A 13621-nucleotide genomic window follows, 5' to 3' on the forward strand; every position below is an offset into this window, starting at 1 on the left:
GTTCAGCCGTTCTCAGAAAACCGTGCCGTCACTGTCCACGCGAATCGGCGGCACACCACCGGGCCGCTTTTCCGCCGCCACCCGCCGCCCCGCCGTCCATGTCCCCCCTTGCAGCACCTTCCCCAGCGGCAGCTCCTCCGCGTTCATCCCCAGCCGGCCGCGCACCAGCGCCGCCACCCGGTCCAACAGCGCCACCGTCAGCGCGCGCCACTCCACAATCGGCTCGTCACCGGGGTGCAGCGCCACCGTGGTGATTTTCACGTCGCGCGGCACCAGCACGCCCAGGTCCACGAAGAGGCCGCCGTTGCGGTACTCGGGCAGGCCGGTGAGGCCATCCAGCTCCGTCACCTGCACGCCGGCCTCCGCCAGCGGCTCCACCAGCGAGTACGTCAGCCACTGCGACAGCTTGTGGAAGGGCACCAGCGCGTCCACGCTCTCCACCGGCCCCAGCGCCGAGTGCGGCCACACGTCGCCCAGGTTCACCGCGTCCACCATGACGCGGCCCGGCCAGATGGGGCCCAGCACCTCCAGTACCAGCCCCAAGAGCTCCGCGGCCCGCACGCTGCGCCGCTGCGCGGTGACGATGTCCAGCAGCGCCCCCGGCCGGGGCAGCACCTTCGCCAGCCCGTGCAGGAGGTGCAGCCGCCCCTCCAGCCCGTCCAGCGGGTTGGACTCCGTCACCTGCATGCCCTGCGCGAGCCCCTCGCGCGTCATCCGCCCCAGCGCCTCCGCGTCCGCGCGCAGCGGCCGGTCCGGGTCCGACGAGAAGAGCCCGTCCATGAACATGCGGAAGCTCGCGACGGCCAGGCCCTCCGAGCGGGCCCACGTGCCGCCGCCCCGCTCGCGGTAGCGCCACTTCGGCCCGCTGCCCGCGTCCAGCAGCACGCTCACCACCACCAGGTCCAGCTTCGCCCGCGCCCGCTCCTGCGGCGTCGCGTCCTTCAGCCGCTCTTCCAGTTCCTTCACGCGCGCCACGCCGCCCGCGTCGAAGTGGCCCCAGCGGCTGTGCAGGGGAATGTCCAGGTTCGGGTACAGCTCGCGCGTCACGTTCAGCACGGTGTCCACCACCACCGGCAGCCGCGAGGGCTCCACGCGGAAGTGTGGCAGCCGGCCGGCGAGGCCCAGGTCCAGCAACTGGTGGCAGCGCTCTCGGATGGCGGCCGGCGTGCGCAGCCAGGCCACGGCGGGTGAGACGTGCGCCCTTGCCAGCTCGCTCTCAGACATCGAGCCCCCGTCCCTTCACCTGGGCCAGCGACGCCGGGTCCGCCACGGGCCCCTTGGTGAAGTAGCCCGCCGCCTTCTTGGCCTCCATCTCCACCTTCGCGTCGGCGGGGATGAGCTCCTCCGGAATCGGCACGCGCTCCAGGATTTCGATGCCCGAGCGGGTAATCGCGTCGTGCTTCATGTCGCTCATCGACACGAAGCGGTGGATGCGGGTGATGCCCAGCCAGTGCAGCACGTCCGGCATCAGCTCCTGGAAGCGCATGTCCTGCACGCCGGCCACGCACTCGGTGCGCTGGAAGTAGGTGGCCGCCGAGTCGCCGCCCTCCTGCCGCTTGCGCGCGTTGTACACGAGGAACTTCGTCACCTCGCCCAGCGCGCGGCCCTCCTTGCGCAGGTAGACGATGAGGCCCGCGCCGCCGTTCTGCGCGGAGCGCACGCACTCTTCAATCCCGTGCGCCAGGTACGGCCGGCACGTGCAGATGTCGCTGCCGAACACGTCCGAGCCGTTACACTCGTCGTGCACGCGCACCGCCAGCGGGATGTTCTTGTCCGCCAGCGAGGCGATTTCGCCAAAGACATACAGCGTGAGCCCGCCGATGGGCGGCAGGAAGACGTGCAGGTCCGGGCGCGTAATCAGCTCCGGGAACATGCCGCCCGTCTGCTCGAAGAGGCCGCGGCGCAGCGCGCTCTCCGTCAGCCCGAAGCGCTTGGCGATTCCCGGCAGGTGCCACACCGGGTCCACCGCGGCCTTCGTCACCTTGATGTCGCCGTTGGCCGTGAGCAGGTCACCGTCCGGCTTCAGCCGCCCGGCCACAATCGCGTCGCGCAGCTCGGGCAGGTTGATGTGGGCCTTGGTGACGGCGATGGTGGGCCGGAAGTCGATGTCCTGCTCCGAGTAGGCGCGGAACACCTGCGGCGCCACCGCGCCCCACGGGTCCAGCGAGACGATGCGCTCGGGGTTGCTCCACGAGGGGTACGGCCCCACCTGCGCGGCGGGCGAGGTGTTCTTCAGGTCCGCCTTGTGGTCCTGGGGCAGCTGGCCCGCGGCCACGGCGAGCGCGCGGTAGACGGCATACGCACCAGCGTGCGTGCCAATGACGTTGCGGTGCGCGGGCTCGGTGAGCGTGGCCACCACGGGGCCGCGGCGCAGCGGCTCGGCGTCGCCCCAGCGCAGGGCGACGCTCTCGCCGTCCGGGTGCGAGGTGAGACGGATGTGATTGACGGGCTTCTTGTCTGCCATGGGAGCGCCCTCCTTGCGGGCGCGGGAGTCGTTCGAGCGCGAGGAGTTGAAGCGGGAAGCGGATCAGCTCATCCACGAGCCGTCGGTGCGAGCCGACCACTTGCGGGTGACCTTCTTCAGTGCCGTCCAGAAGTCGAGGCTGGACGGGCCGGTGATGTCGCCGTGTCCGAAGCGCGAGTCACCGGTGCCGCCGAAGGAGAAGGGCTCGCGCGGGACGGGGACGCCCACGTTGACGCCCACCATGCCGGCGCGCACGCCCTCCACCACCGCCTGCGCCACCGCGCCGTTGGTGGTGAAGATGGACGCCGCGTTTCCGTATGGCGACGCGTTCTCGATTTCGAGCGCCGCGGACAGCGTGGGCACGCGGATGATGGAGAGCACCGGGCCGAACAGCTCGCGCTTGGCGGCCTCCATCTCCGGACGCACGCCGTCCAGCAGCGTGGGCCCCAGCCAGTTGCCGCCGGTCCACACCTCGCCCGCGGGCCGCTTGCCGCGCCCGTCGAGCACCACCTTCGCGCCCTCCGCCTCCGCGCGGGCGATGGCGGTCTCCAGCCGGTCCACCGCACCCCGGTCGATGAGGGCGCCCATGCCGGGCCCCATCTGGAGGCTCGCGGCGCGGCGGGTGATTTCCTTCAGGAGCGGCTCCACGTCACCGACGGCGAGCAGCACGCTGGCGGCCATGCAGCGCTGGCCCGCACAACCGGTGAAGGAGTCCACCACGGCCTGCGGGGTGAGGGCCGGGTCCGCGTCGGGGACGACGATGACGTGATTCTTGGCGCTGCCCAGGGCGAGCACGCGCTTGCCGCGCTTGCAGCCCTCCGCGTACAGGTGCCGCGCGACGGCGGACGAGCCCACGAAGCCGATGGCCGCCACGTCCGGGTGCGCCACCAGCGCGTCCACGGCTTCCTTCCCACCGTGGACGACGGAGAAGACGCCGGGCGGATAGCCCGCCTCGCACATCAGCTCGCCGAGCGCGCACGCGGTGAGGGGCACCTTCTCGGACGGCTTGAGGATGAAGGCGTTGCCCAGCGTGACGGCGATGGGGAACATCCACATCGGCACCATCGCCGGGAAGTTGAACGGGGTGATGCCGGCGACGACGCCGAGCGGCTCGCGGCGCAGCTCACAGGTGACGCCGCGGCTGACCTCCATGTGGCCGCCGGTGTCCAGGTTCTGGAGGGACAGCGCGAAGTCGCAGACCTCCATGCCCTTGAGGAGCCCGGCGCGGCCTTCGGCCACCGTCTTGCCGGCCTCGCTCGCGGCGAGGTTGGCGAGCCGGTCCAAATCCCGCTCGAGCAGGGCGCGGAAGCGGTGCAGGAGCTGGGTGCGCTCACGCAGCGCGGTATTGCGCCAGAGGGCGGCCGCGGGCTTCGCGGCCTCCACGGCGTGGGCGACTCCGGCGGCGGGCGTCAGCGGGACACGGCCGATGACCGTGCCCGTGTACGGGCTGCGTACGTCGAGAAGGGTGGCGCCCACCGGGGACTGCCATTCACCTCCCACCAGGTTGCGACAAGGAACTACGCTCTCAGGAAGCTGGATGAAGGACACGCGCACCCCCCAGGCGGAGCGTGATCGAGGAGCGCCCCATCATAGCCGCGAGCGAGGAGAGACCGGCAACCTGGGGGCGGTACGGGTCATTCGTGAATCGGTTGACAGTCCGGTATCCAGGCAAGCGGAGTGCCGGATAGCGGACCAATGCAGAGCGTCATTTTTAAGGCTGGAGATCAGGTCCCGGCCTCTTCAGGACTCACACCACAGCTCGACTTCATTCGAGCGCAGGGTGGGGTGGCTCGCATTTCCAGGCCGTTGCACCGCCGCCCGGATGTCCGCCGGGTTGATGGGGCCAATCGCCGGGTTGTGCCCTTCGCCGGTGCCGTCCAGACGTCCCACCACCTTGTTGTCGGCGTCACACGTCAGGGTGAAGGTGAGGGTGCCATCGTAAAGACCCGGCGAGCGCCCGTTGGCGCTCTCCACGAACTGACGCTGGTCCAGCACGTCAGCCGGGTTGGCGCTGCCGTCATCGTCGAACAACTGGACGGCGGGCGCGACGTTGCCGCCCGCGCGGTGCAGCTCGTAGACGATGCGAACCGTCACATCCCCCGCGCCGGGCTGCGGGGGCGGCGGGAGGACGCTGATTTGCTGGATGGTGTAGTCCGCGTCATCCACCACGCCTCCCGAACGGATGATGAGGGGGCCTCCACCGCACCCGGTGGTACTCCAGGCGAAGAGCAGGGCGGCCACGCCCGCCAGGGCATGACGGCGAGCCCGCGTTGCCTTCTCGCGCGGACCACGAGCTCCGGGGTCGACGGTCGATGCGCCGCCCGGTTGATGACGAGTCCGTGTCTCCTCCATGTGCACTCCCCCTCGATGATGCATTCAATATCCGCATCGGGAGGGCAGCTGTCCGGAGGTCAGCCGCGAGCGACAGGCTCCAGGGCCGCACGGAGGAGGGCAAGGGCAGCGGTGTCCTCCGCGTCGGGAGGGAGGCCGTGGTTGCGGGCCTCGTCGTACAGCGCGAGCGCGTACTGGAGGCGGGCGGAGGCGGTGGCGGTGTCGCCCTGCTGTTGGAGGAGCGCTCCGTCCTCGGCCACCAGGCGGGCGAGGACCTTCACGCGCGCGGGACTGCCGAGCAGCCGCGCGGTGGACGCGGGGTCCGCGAGCAGCAGGGCGGCGTATTCCATGCCGAGCGTGGACAGGGCCGTGTCCTGGATGAGCCGCTGCGCGTCCGCGAACTTCTGCTCCCGGCGGGCCTTGAGGATGCGGGCGAGCGCGGCGGCGAACTCCTCGATGAGCCGCTCGATGTAGTCCTTGCGGATGGACATGGCGCCTGGAGGGTAATCGCGGCGCGGGGTGGGTGCACGCCCCCCGTGGGCGCTGCTTCACACCCGGCACATGTGCAACCCCTTCCGACAACCGCCCCGAGGCGCGGTAACGTAGGTGCCCTTCACGACACAGGGTGGGAGCGGTCCATGAGTCAGAGCGGAAGCAGTGCAGAAGGTGCGCGCGTGCGGTGGCTGGTGGCGGGAGCCTTCTCCCCCGCTCCCTCCGGCCGGCGCTTCCACATCACCCCCGAGTCCTTCGGTACCGAGCTCGCACGCGTCGCCACCGGCCTGCGCGTCACCGTGCCCGACCGCCTCGGCTCCGGTGACACCCGCACCGTCGAGCTGACCTTCGACAAGCTCCGCGCCTTCGGCCGCGCCGACCTCATCACCACCGTCCCCGAATTGCGCGCCCTCCAGGCCCTCCACTCGGACCTCTCCAACTCCGACCCGCTCCGCCCCATCACCGCCGAGGAGGCCGCCTCCCGCGTCGCCACCATCACCGGCCCCGGCCGCCTCCCCGACGCCGTCGCCGAGGCCCTCCGCGCCGCCGTGCTCCCCCTCCCCACCGTCCCGCCGCCCCCGGAGACGGGCGGCGATGAGCTGGTAGACGCCTTCCTCAACCGCGCCGACCCGGCCTCGCCCGCCGCCGCGTCCCGCGCCGTGGACGCCTTCCTGCGCGCCATCAACCCCCGCGCCCCGGCCTCCGCGGCCTCCGCGTCGACCGCGGCCTCCCCGTCACGCAAGACGGCGAGGGACATCATCGAGGAGGCCCTGCTCGCCACGGCCCGCGACATCCTCGCCGCCGAGCCCGTCGCCCGCCTCGAGTCCGCTTGGCGCGGCCTGAAGTGGCTGCTGGACCAGTGCCCCAAGTCCTCCGGCCTCGCCGTGGAGGTGCTCGACGTGGCGCCGCCCGCGCTGCTGGAGTCGCTCCAGGGCGCGCTCGCGGGCGAGCCGTTCGACCGCCCCGACGCCGTCTTCGTCGTGGACGCGACGAGTGACGTCGGCCTGCTCGGCCGGCTCGCGGCGCTCGGCGAGCGCTTGCAGGTGCCCGTGGTGGCAGCGGTGTCCCCGGCCCTCCTGGGCGTGGCTCCGGAAGAGCTGCCCGTGGCGCTGGAGGAGGAGCGGGAGCAGGTCCCCGAGGCGTGGACGGAGCTGCGCCAGGACGAGTCCTCGCGCTGGCTGTGCGCCGTCCTCAACCGCGCGGTGGTGAACAGCGAGGGACGTGGCGCCGCGCGGCGCACGAGCTTCACCAGCCCCGCGCTCGCCCTGGCGGCGATGCTCGCGGCCAGCTTCCGCGACACCACCGCCTTCGCGCGCATCATGGGCCAGGCCGGCGGCCTGCGCGCACCGACGACGTGGGAGCTGCCCTCCGGCCGCGACAAGGGCCTGGGCATCCCCACCGAGCTGTTCCTCCCCATCCGCGCGCAGGGGCGTCTGGAGGAGCGGGGCATCCTCGGCCTGGGCAGCGGGCGCAACGCGGACGCGGTGCTGCTGGCCGCCGCGCCCACGGTGTACGGCGGCGGCTACGCGGTGCCGCTGCCCGCGCAGCTGCTCACCGGCCGCATCGTCCGCTTCGCCACCTGGGTGAGAGATCAGCTCCCTCCCGGCTCCGGCAACGACGAGGTCTCCGCCATCTTCGCCCAGGCCGCGGAGGTCTTCCTCTTCCGGGGCGCCACCGAGAACGGCCAGGTCCGCGCCGAGCTCGTCAACACCGACAACGGCCGGGGCGTCCAGGTCAGCGCCACCGTCCGGCCTGAGCACGCCGGCACGCGGTTCCAGCTCGCCTTCGTGTTGCCGCTGCGCGGATGACCGACTCCCTTCCCGAGCCCGTGGTGGACCTGCTCGCGACGTACTTCGTCGGCGGCGCGAGCAGTGCCGACCTGTCCGACGCGGCGGTCCGCGCGATGGAGGCAGGGCTCGACTCGCCGGCACTGCGCATGCTGGCGGGGCTCTCCGGCGAGACGAACGCCTGGGAGCTGGAGAGCCTCATCCAGCGCATGCTCCGGGAGCTCGGGCTGCCCATGCCGGACCGCTCCTCCATGGTCCGCATGATGGCGCGACCGCTCGCTCGCGGGTTCCTCGCGGGCCGCATCACGCCCGATGCGTTCGTCGACGAGCTGTACGCCTTGTCGCGCCATGACGTCCGGGAGGGACACCATCCGTGGTGCCAGCTCCAGGACGACTGGATGCTCGCGCGCGACGGGACGGCGGGCACGGTCGCCGAGGCGACGGCCGCGCTCCGCGAGGAAGCCGAGCGCCTCGTCGGCCTGCGAAGCTGACCTGGGACGTGGACGGGCCCGGCGGCGCGCAGCAGGCATGGCAGGTGCAACCAGCATCCTCCCGGTCAGTCCCCTCCGCGCCCGTGCCGCTTCCGGTACGCGCGCGGCGAGACACCGAAGGCCCGCGCGAAGCTCGTCGTGAAGTGCGACAGGTCCCCGAAGCCCGCCTCCAGCGCGACCTCGGTGATGGGCGTGCGTGTCGCGCGAAGGGAGGTCGCCGCCATCCGCAACCGGGTGGCGATGACGAACTGACGCGGCGTCTGCCCCGTCATCGCCTGGAAGACGCGCAGGAAGTGGAAGCGGCTCAGCCCCGCGTGCGCGGCCAGCGTGTCGAGAGAGCAATCATCCGCGCTGTGCGCCTCGACATACCGCAGCGTCTTCGCGACCCGGCGCTCCTGCGCTGAGGTCGGCGCCGTCACGGAATAGGCGCCGCCCCGGTCCTCCGTCAACGCGACGGCTGCCACCGTGAGCGCGGCCTCGCGCACCACCTCCGGCTCGCCGGTGCACAGGGCCCGGTGCGCGAGGACCACCGCATCCGCGGAGGCCGCGGAGGCCGGAATGCTGGCGCGTCCGAAGGCCCGCGTGTCGCGAAGCCGGACGCCGAGCGAGCCGCCCACCTCGTCGAGGAACGACTCCGCGTAGTCGAAGACGACGGAGCGGTCCCCGCCGTCATCGACATGCCGATACGCGTACCCGTCGGTGGCATTCCCGAGCAGCAGCGAGCCCGGGCTCGACAGCACCTCGCCCCGGCTCGACCGGGCATGGAAGACGCCGGCAAGGGTGACGCTGATGTGGACGCGGGGATGCTCACCCTCGGAGACGGTGCTGCGCGCGCCCTTGTGGCAGACGCAATCCCACGCACTGAACGTCTCGTCCTCCGCGAGCAGATGCATCCCGCACGGCCTGACGGGAAGGACCGGCACCGCCGCAACATTCCCCAAGTTTCGCGCCACATCCGGATGCTACTGCAACGCGCCTCAGGAGGCTTACAACCCATGCCCCAACACCCTCTGCTCACCTCGCTGGTGCTGAGCGCCCTGCTCGTCGGCTGCCACGCATCCTCCAGCCGGACTCCACGCGAAACGCATGCCCCCGAAATCTACGGGGCCGGCCTCTTCACCACCGGCGCGTGGGACTTCTTCCTCGCCTTCTCTCCAGACCAGAAGCGCGTGCTCTTCTGCCGCGCGGACGAGCAGTTCGAGCAATACGAAATCTTCGAGACGCGGCTCGGTGAAGACGGGCACTGGTCCACGCCCGTGAAGCCCCGCTTCGCGACCGAGTGGAGCAACGCGGATCCGCACATCGCTCCCGATGGCAGGAGCGTGTTCTTCATCTCCAACCGTCCCCACCCGGGGGAGACGGCCGCGCGCGCGACGCACGACCTCTGGGTCGCCTCGCTCCAGGCGGACGACGAGTGGGGCGAGGCCACCCGCCTCCCCTCGCCGGTGAACGACGCGAACACCGACGAGTGGTCCCCCGCCGTGGCCGCCAATGGGAACCTGTACTTCGGCGCCGAGCGCCCGGGAACACACGGTGACAGTGACTTGTGGGTCTCCCGCCTCGTGGACGGCGTGTATCAACCTCCGGAGAACCTCGGAGACGCCATCAACACCCGCGCGGCCGAGGTCGAACCGTGGATTGCCCCGGATGAGCGCTACCTCCTCTTCAGCGCGCTCCGTCGCGCGGATGGCGTCGGTAGCTATGACCTGTACGTCAGTCAGAGACTTCCGGGAGGTGGATGGGAGAAGGCCCGGCTGCTCGGTGGCGGCATCAACTCACCCGACAGGGACTTCAACCAGAGCGTCTCCCCGGACGGGAAGTGGCTCTACTTCAGCAGCAACCGGCCGCATGCCGGTGACGTGGACCTGGGCGCGAGGTTCGACCACCCGAGGAACGACGCCGCGCTCGTGGGCATCGGCAAGGGCACGGGTGACATCTACCGCGTGCCCATGAGCGCGCTCGGCCTGTGATGCGTCACGCCTTGAGTCGAAGCGCGTATGCCGTGAGGAACACGGAGGGCAGGTCCATGTCACCCGACGGCTCGCGCACGTAGCCGCGCTTCATGTACATGCGCGCGACGCCGTCCGCGCCCTTGCGGACGTGGAGGCATATCGCGTCCATTCCCCACTTGCGCGCCAGGTCCTCGGCCGCGTCGAGCAGCGGCCGGGCCAGCCCGGTGCCGTGGTAGCGCACGGCGGTGGCCAGGCCGCGCAGGTCCGCCGCGTTCGGCAGCCACGCCTCCGAGCCCGGCGCGCCCGGGGGGAACAGGGCCACCGTCCCGGCAATCTCCCCGTCCACCTCCGCCACCAGCACCGAGGCCACCTTCCGGCGCGAGGCCACGTCCCGCAGCTCGCGCTTGCGCTCCTCCGTGTAGACGACGTCCGGCAGCTTCTTCGCGTACTGCGTGATGAAGGCCTCCACCAGCAGGTCACCGACCGCCGGGTCATCCTCGGCCCGTGCCTCGCGAATGAGGGCCCGCTCCGCCACGTTCTGGGTCTCCATGCCCCGGGCTCTAACACGCTCCTTCTTCCGCCGCCGCATGCGGAAACGGGGCTCCACCGCCGCGCCGCGGCATGCCACCCTGACTCAGAGATAGTCGCTGATGAACCAGGGGAGCTGGTCCACCAGCTTCTGGAGCACCCCGCGCCGCTTCCACCCGCTCCAGTGGATTTCGTGGGAGTGGCCCAGGTCCTTCTCGAACGCCGCGGCGAGCCCGGCCGCCAACCCCGCGTCGTCCACCACCACCGAGCACTCCTCCGAGCTGCCCAGCGCCAGCGGGTCCAGGTTGGTGGAGCCGACGACGGACAGCGAGTCGTCCACGAGCATCGTCTTGGAGTGCATCATCGACAGCTCGTACTCCCAGATGCGCACGCCCCCTTCGAGCAGCCGCGCATACGAGGACCGCTGCGCCGCGTGCACCGGGTCGATGTCATGGTGCCGCCCGGGCACCAGCACCCGCACGTCCACGCCCTGCTTCACCTTCTCGATGAGCATGTCGCTGATGGCCTCGGAGGGGATGAAGTACGAGTTCGCAATCCACAGCCGCCGCCGAGCCGAGGCGATGGTGAGCAGCGTCATCCGCCGCGCGTTGGACATGAAACGGTTGTTGGTGCTGGCGACGAAGCCCGCGCGGGCCTCGCCCACATACAGCGGCGCGGGGAAGTCGCTGGCCGGGAGGAAGTCTCCGCCCGCCTCCTGCCAGTTCTGCGCGAAGGCCACCTGCATCTCGCGCGCGGCGGGGCCCTCCACGCGCACGGCGAGGTCCCTCCACGAGTCCGGCCCGTCCGCGTCCCCGAGCCAGCTCTTCCAGATGCCCCAGCCGCCGGTGAGCCCCACCTCGCCGTCGCGCACCACCAGCTTGCGGTGCATGCGCATCTTGATGCGGTTCGGGTCGAACGAGGAGATGGACCCCTGGATGGGCCGGAAGGTGCGCACCTCGCAGCCGGCCTTCGCGAGCGTGAGCCCCACGGACTCGAAGTTGACGCTGCCCAGCGGGTCCACGAGCACGCGGCAGGCGACGCCGGGCTGGCGCTCCTGGATGGCGCGCAACAGCCGGTCCGACGGCACCCCCGGGCGCCAGATGTAGCTGGCGATGTTGATGCTGGTGCGGGCGGCGCGAATCTCCCGCTCGATGGCGTCGAAGATGTGGCCGTTCTCCACCAGGTCCACGCGGTGGCCCGGCTCCAGCGCCACGCCGAGCGACTGATAGAAGGCGAGCGAGCGGGCCTCGGGGTCGCCCTCCGGCAGCGCGCGCAGGCGCAGGTCATGACGGTGGTTGGGGTACGAGCACCCGGTGACGAACAACGCGCCGAGCACGAGCCAGGCCAGCTTCACCGCCGGAAGCTAATGCCGCGGGTGCACGAGCGCACCTGCCCTCCATCACGCACCGGTCGGAGGACAGCGTCCGGCCGACAACATCTGGACGTGGGGGGGTGGAAGCCCGCGCGGGGCGTGCGCACCGTTGTCCCCCACCGTGCTCCGGACCGGAGGACGTGTGGCCCCTGTGTGCCCATGTCTTCTTCCGTGTCCCTGATGTTGCTCGGGTGCCTGCTGGCACCCCTGGCCCACGCGGCCTCCGACGCACCGCTGCGGCGGAACGCGAAGGCCCTGGGGCTCTCGCAGGAGGCTTCCGCATCGGACTCCACCGCGGCGCCGGAGCCGGACACGGACACGGCGGGCGACACCTCGACACCCGCGGCTGCACCGCCGCTCGCGGCGTCTCCGTCTTCTGGCCAGGACGGCACGCGGCTGCCCGGAATGAGCGGCGTGCCCGTGCAGTCGAACGGGGAGGACGTGCCGCTCTCCACCGGGGCCTGGGTGGCGCACGGGGGACTGACGCTGCTGCCGCTCGGAGGCATCTGGGCCGCGACCCGCGTGGGTGGAGACACGCGGCTGACCGCCACCGCATCGGAGACAGCGGCGGGCATGCTCCTGGGCTCCGTGCCGGCCCACCTCCTCTTCTTCCGGCCCGCCACGCCGGGCGGTGGGCGCTGGACGGAGTTGGAGGTGACGGCGTTCGGCGCGGGGCTCGTGCTGACGCCGCCGCTGGCCGCGCTGGGCACGTGGGGCTTGGGCGAATTGGCCTTCGGTGGAAGCAGGGACCGCGGCGACGCGTACCTCGGTGCGCTGGGAGGCGCGGCGGTGGGGGCGCTGCTGGGCGTGGCAGCGCACGGCGTGCTGCTGAAGCTGGCCGGGCCGAGCGCCCGACTGAAGACCGAGCGTCAGCTCATCGGGCTGGGCTTCATCGGCGCGGGAGCGACGCTGGGCTACCAGTGGGCCGGCGGTGGCCCGCGTCCGTAGTCGTCCGGTACGCGTCCACGGCCGGTGCCCTACTCCGTCCGCATGGCCTCCACGGGGTCCAGCTTCGCCGCGCGCGCGGCGGGGTAGATGCCGAAGGCCAGTCCCACGCCGCAGCTCATCGCGAGCGACAGCGCCACCGCCCAGAAGGGCACCTCCGTGGGCAGCCGAATCACCCACCTCGCCAGCTGCGCGAGCCCCACGCCCATCCCCACGCCGAGCACGCCGCCCGTCAGCGACAGCACCACCGCCTCGGTGGCGAACTGCGCGAGGATGCGCCGCTTCTTCGCGCCCAGCGCCTTGCGGATGCCAATCTCCCGCGTCCGCTCCGTCACGGCCACCAGCATGATGTTCAGGATGCCGATGCCGCCCACCAGCAGCGACAGCAGGCACACGCCGAAGCTCGCCACCGAGATGACCTGCGAGATGTTGTTGAACATCTCCGTGGCGCTCTCGTTGGAGAACACGAAGAAGTCGTCCTCCTCCATCGGCTTCAGCGCGTGGCGCCGCCGCATCAACAGCGTCACCTCGTCCTGCGCGCGCTGCACCACCTCCGCCGAGTTCGCCTGGATGCTCACCCGGAAGTCCCGCACGCCGAACAACTGACGGAACACCGTCAGCGGCATCATCACGTTGTTGTCCTGGCTGCCTCCGCCCAGGAAGCCGCCCTTGCGTTTGAGCGTCCCAATCACCAGGAAGCTGCGCCCCTGCATGCGAAGGGTCTGCCCCAGCGGCTCCAGGCCGGGAAACAGCGTGTCCGCCAGGTCCTGGCCAATCACCACCACGCGCCGCTGGTCGAGGAACTCCGTGTCCGTGAAGGCCCGTCCCGCGTGGATGGACACCGAGTTCGTCTGGAAGTACTCCGGCGTGCCCGCCCAGACGCTCACGTTGGCCCGCGACTCGCGCAGCGACGTGGACACCTTGAACCCGCCCTTCGAGTCCTCCCCCGCCGCCGTCAGCACCGACGGCAGCTCACGGATGGCCTCCAGGTCCGCGTCGGTGAACCGCGGCCGCCGCGCCAGCTGCGCCGGAGTGAGCTGACCGCCGAAGGGCAGCCGCTGCACCTGGAAGCAGTTGGTGCCCAGCTCGGACAGGCTCTCGTTCACCTGGTTCCGCAGGCCCTCGATGAGCCCCATCATCGCCACCACCGTGGTGGCGCCGATGACGATGCCCAGCAGCGTCAGGAAGGAGCGCAGCGGATTCGAGACGAACGTCCCGAAAGCCAGCCGCAGGGTGTCCCAGATTGCGTTCATCGCCGC

General features: G+C 71.3%; 13 protein-coding genes. 4 read left to right on the forward strand and 9 right to left on the reverse strand.

Features of this window, described 5'->3' with window-relative positions:
- Positions 1 to 12: 12 nt before the first annotated feature.
- The 5 genes from OV427_RS19985 to OV427_RS20005 all read right to left on the reverse strand — a co-directional run bounded on the left by OV427_RS19985 (position 13) and on the right by OV427_RS20005 (position 5286).
- Positions 13 to 1224: a DUF1688 family protein gene (locus tag OV427_RS19985; RefSeq protein WP_267857721.1), complete on the reverse strand. Its 1212-nt coding sequence runs from the start codon at positions 1222 to 1224 to the stop codon at positions 13 to 15.
- Positions 1217 to 2464 carry a GTP cyclohydrolase II gene (locus tag OV427_RS19990; protein ID WP_267857722.1) on the reverse strand — a complete coding sequence of 416 codons (1248 nt, stop codon included), beginning with the start codon at positions 2462 to 2464 and terminating at the stop codon, positions 1217 to 1219. Before OV427_RS19990 ends, OV427_RS19985 begins: the two co-directional genes overlap by 8 nt.
- 63 nt (positions 2465 to 2527) lie before the next feature.
- Positions 2528 to 4012, reverse strand: coding sequence for a CoA-acylating methylmalonate-semialdehyde dehydrogenase (gene mmsA, locus OV427_RS19995; RefSeq protein ID WP_267857723.1), 1485 nt, complete (start codon positions 4010 to 4012; stop codon positions 2528 to 2530).
- Positions 4013 to 4204: 192 nt separating this feature from the next.
- Positions 4205 to 4705 carry a hypothetical protein gene (locus OV427_RS20000; RefSeq protein ID WP_267857724.1) on the reverse strand — a complete coding sequence of 167 codons (501 nt, stop codon included), beginning with the start codon at positions 4703 to 4705 and terminating at the stop codon, positions 4205 to 4207.
- Between the two features lie 170 nt (positions 4706 to 4875).
- Positions 4876 to 5286: a hypothetical protein gene (locus OV427_RS20005; protein ID WP_267857725.1), complete on the reverse strand. Its 411-nt coding sequence runs from the start codon at positions 5284 to 5286 to the stop codon at positions 4876 to 4878.
- A gap of 147 nt (positions 5287 to 5433) precedes the next feature.
- Here OV427_RS20005 and OV427_RS20010 point away from each other — a divergent pair, with 147 nt between their 5' ends.
- Entirely contained in the window at positions 5434 to 7095 is a 1662-nt protein-coding gene (locus tag OV427_RS20010) for a type VI secretion system contractile sheath small subunit (RefSeq protein WP_267857726.1), read from the forward strand.
- Positions 7092 to 7565 (forward strand): hypothetical protein, encoded by a 474-nt coding sequence (locus tag OV427_RS20015; RefSeq protein WP_267857727.1) that lies wholly within the window; start codon positions 7092 to 7094, stop codon positions 7563 to 7565. Before OV427_RS20010 ends, OV427_RS20015 begins: the two co-directional genes overlap by 4 nt.
- A gap of 65 nt (positions 7566 to 7630) precedes the next feature.
- On the opposite strand, the gene OV427_RS20020 is transcribed toward OV427_RS20015, so the two are convergent.
- A complete protein-coding gene (locus tag OV427_RS20020) occupies positions 7631 to 8458 on the reverse strand; it encodes a helix-turn-helix domain-containing protein (RefSeq protein ID WP_267857728.1) in 828 nt (275 codons plus the stop codon).
- Between the two features lie 102 nt (positions 8459 to 8560).
- On the opposite strand from OV427_RS20020, the gene OV427_RS20025 reads away from it, so the two are divergent.
- Entirely contained in the window at positions 8561 to 9535 is a 975-nt protein-coding gene (locus OV427_RS20025) for a TolB family protein (protein WP_267857729.1), read from the forward strand.
- A gap of 4 nt (positions 9536 to 9539) precedes the next feature.
- Here the strand turns inward: OV427_RS20025 and OV427_RS20030 are convergent, their stop codons facing one another.
- Both OV427_RS20030 and OV427_RS20035 read right to left on the reverse strand, forming a co-directional pair.
- Entirely contained in the window at positions 9540 to 10067 is a 528-nt protein-coding gene (locus tag OV427_RS20030) for a GNAT family N-acetyltransferase (protein WP_267857730.1), read from the reverse strand.
- Positions 10068 to 10151: 84 nt separating this feature from the next.
- On the reverse strand, positions 10152 to 11399 hold the full coding sequence (locus OV427_RS20035) for a phospholipase D-like domain-containing protein (RefSeq protein ID WP_267857731.1): 1248 nt from the start codon (positions 11397 to 11399) through the stop codon (positions 10152 to 10154).
- Between the two features lie 177 nt (positions 11400 to 11576).
- Here OV427_RS20035 and OV427_RS20040 point away from each other — a divergent pair, with 177 nt between their 5' ends.
- Entirely contained in the window at positions 11577 to 12365 is a 789-nt protein-coding gene (locus OV427_RS20040; protein ID WP_267857732.1) for a hypothetical protein, read from the forward strand.
- Between the two features lie 29 nt (positions 12366 to 12394).
- Here OV427_RS20040 and OV427_RS20045 read toward each other — a convergent pair whose 3' ends face one another.
- Positions 12395 to 13615 (reverse strand): ABC transporter permease, encoded by a 1221-nt coding sequence (locus tag OV427_RS20045; RefSeq protein ID WP_267857733.1) that lies wholly within the window; start codon positions 13613 to 13615, stop codon positions 12395 to 12397.
- Positions 13616 to 13621 lie beyond the last annotated feature (6 nt).

It is taken from the genome of Pyxidicoccus sp. MSG2 (assembly GCF_026626705.1).
Lineage (GTDB): Bacteria > Myxococcota > Myxococcia > Myxococcales > Myxococcaceae > Myxococcus.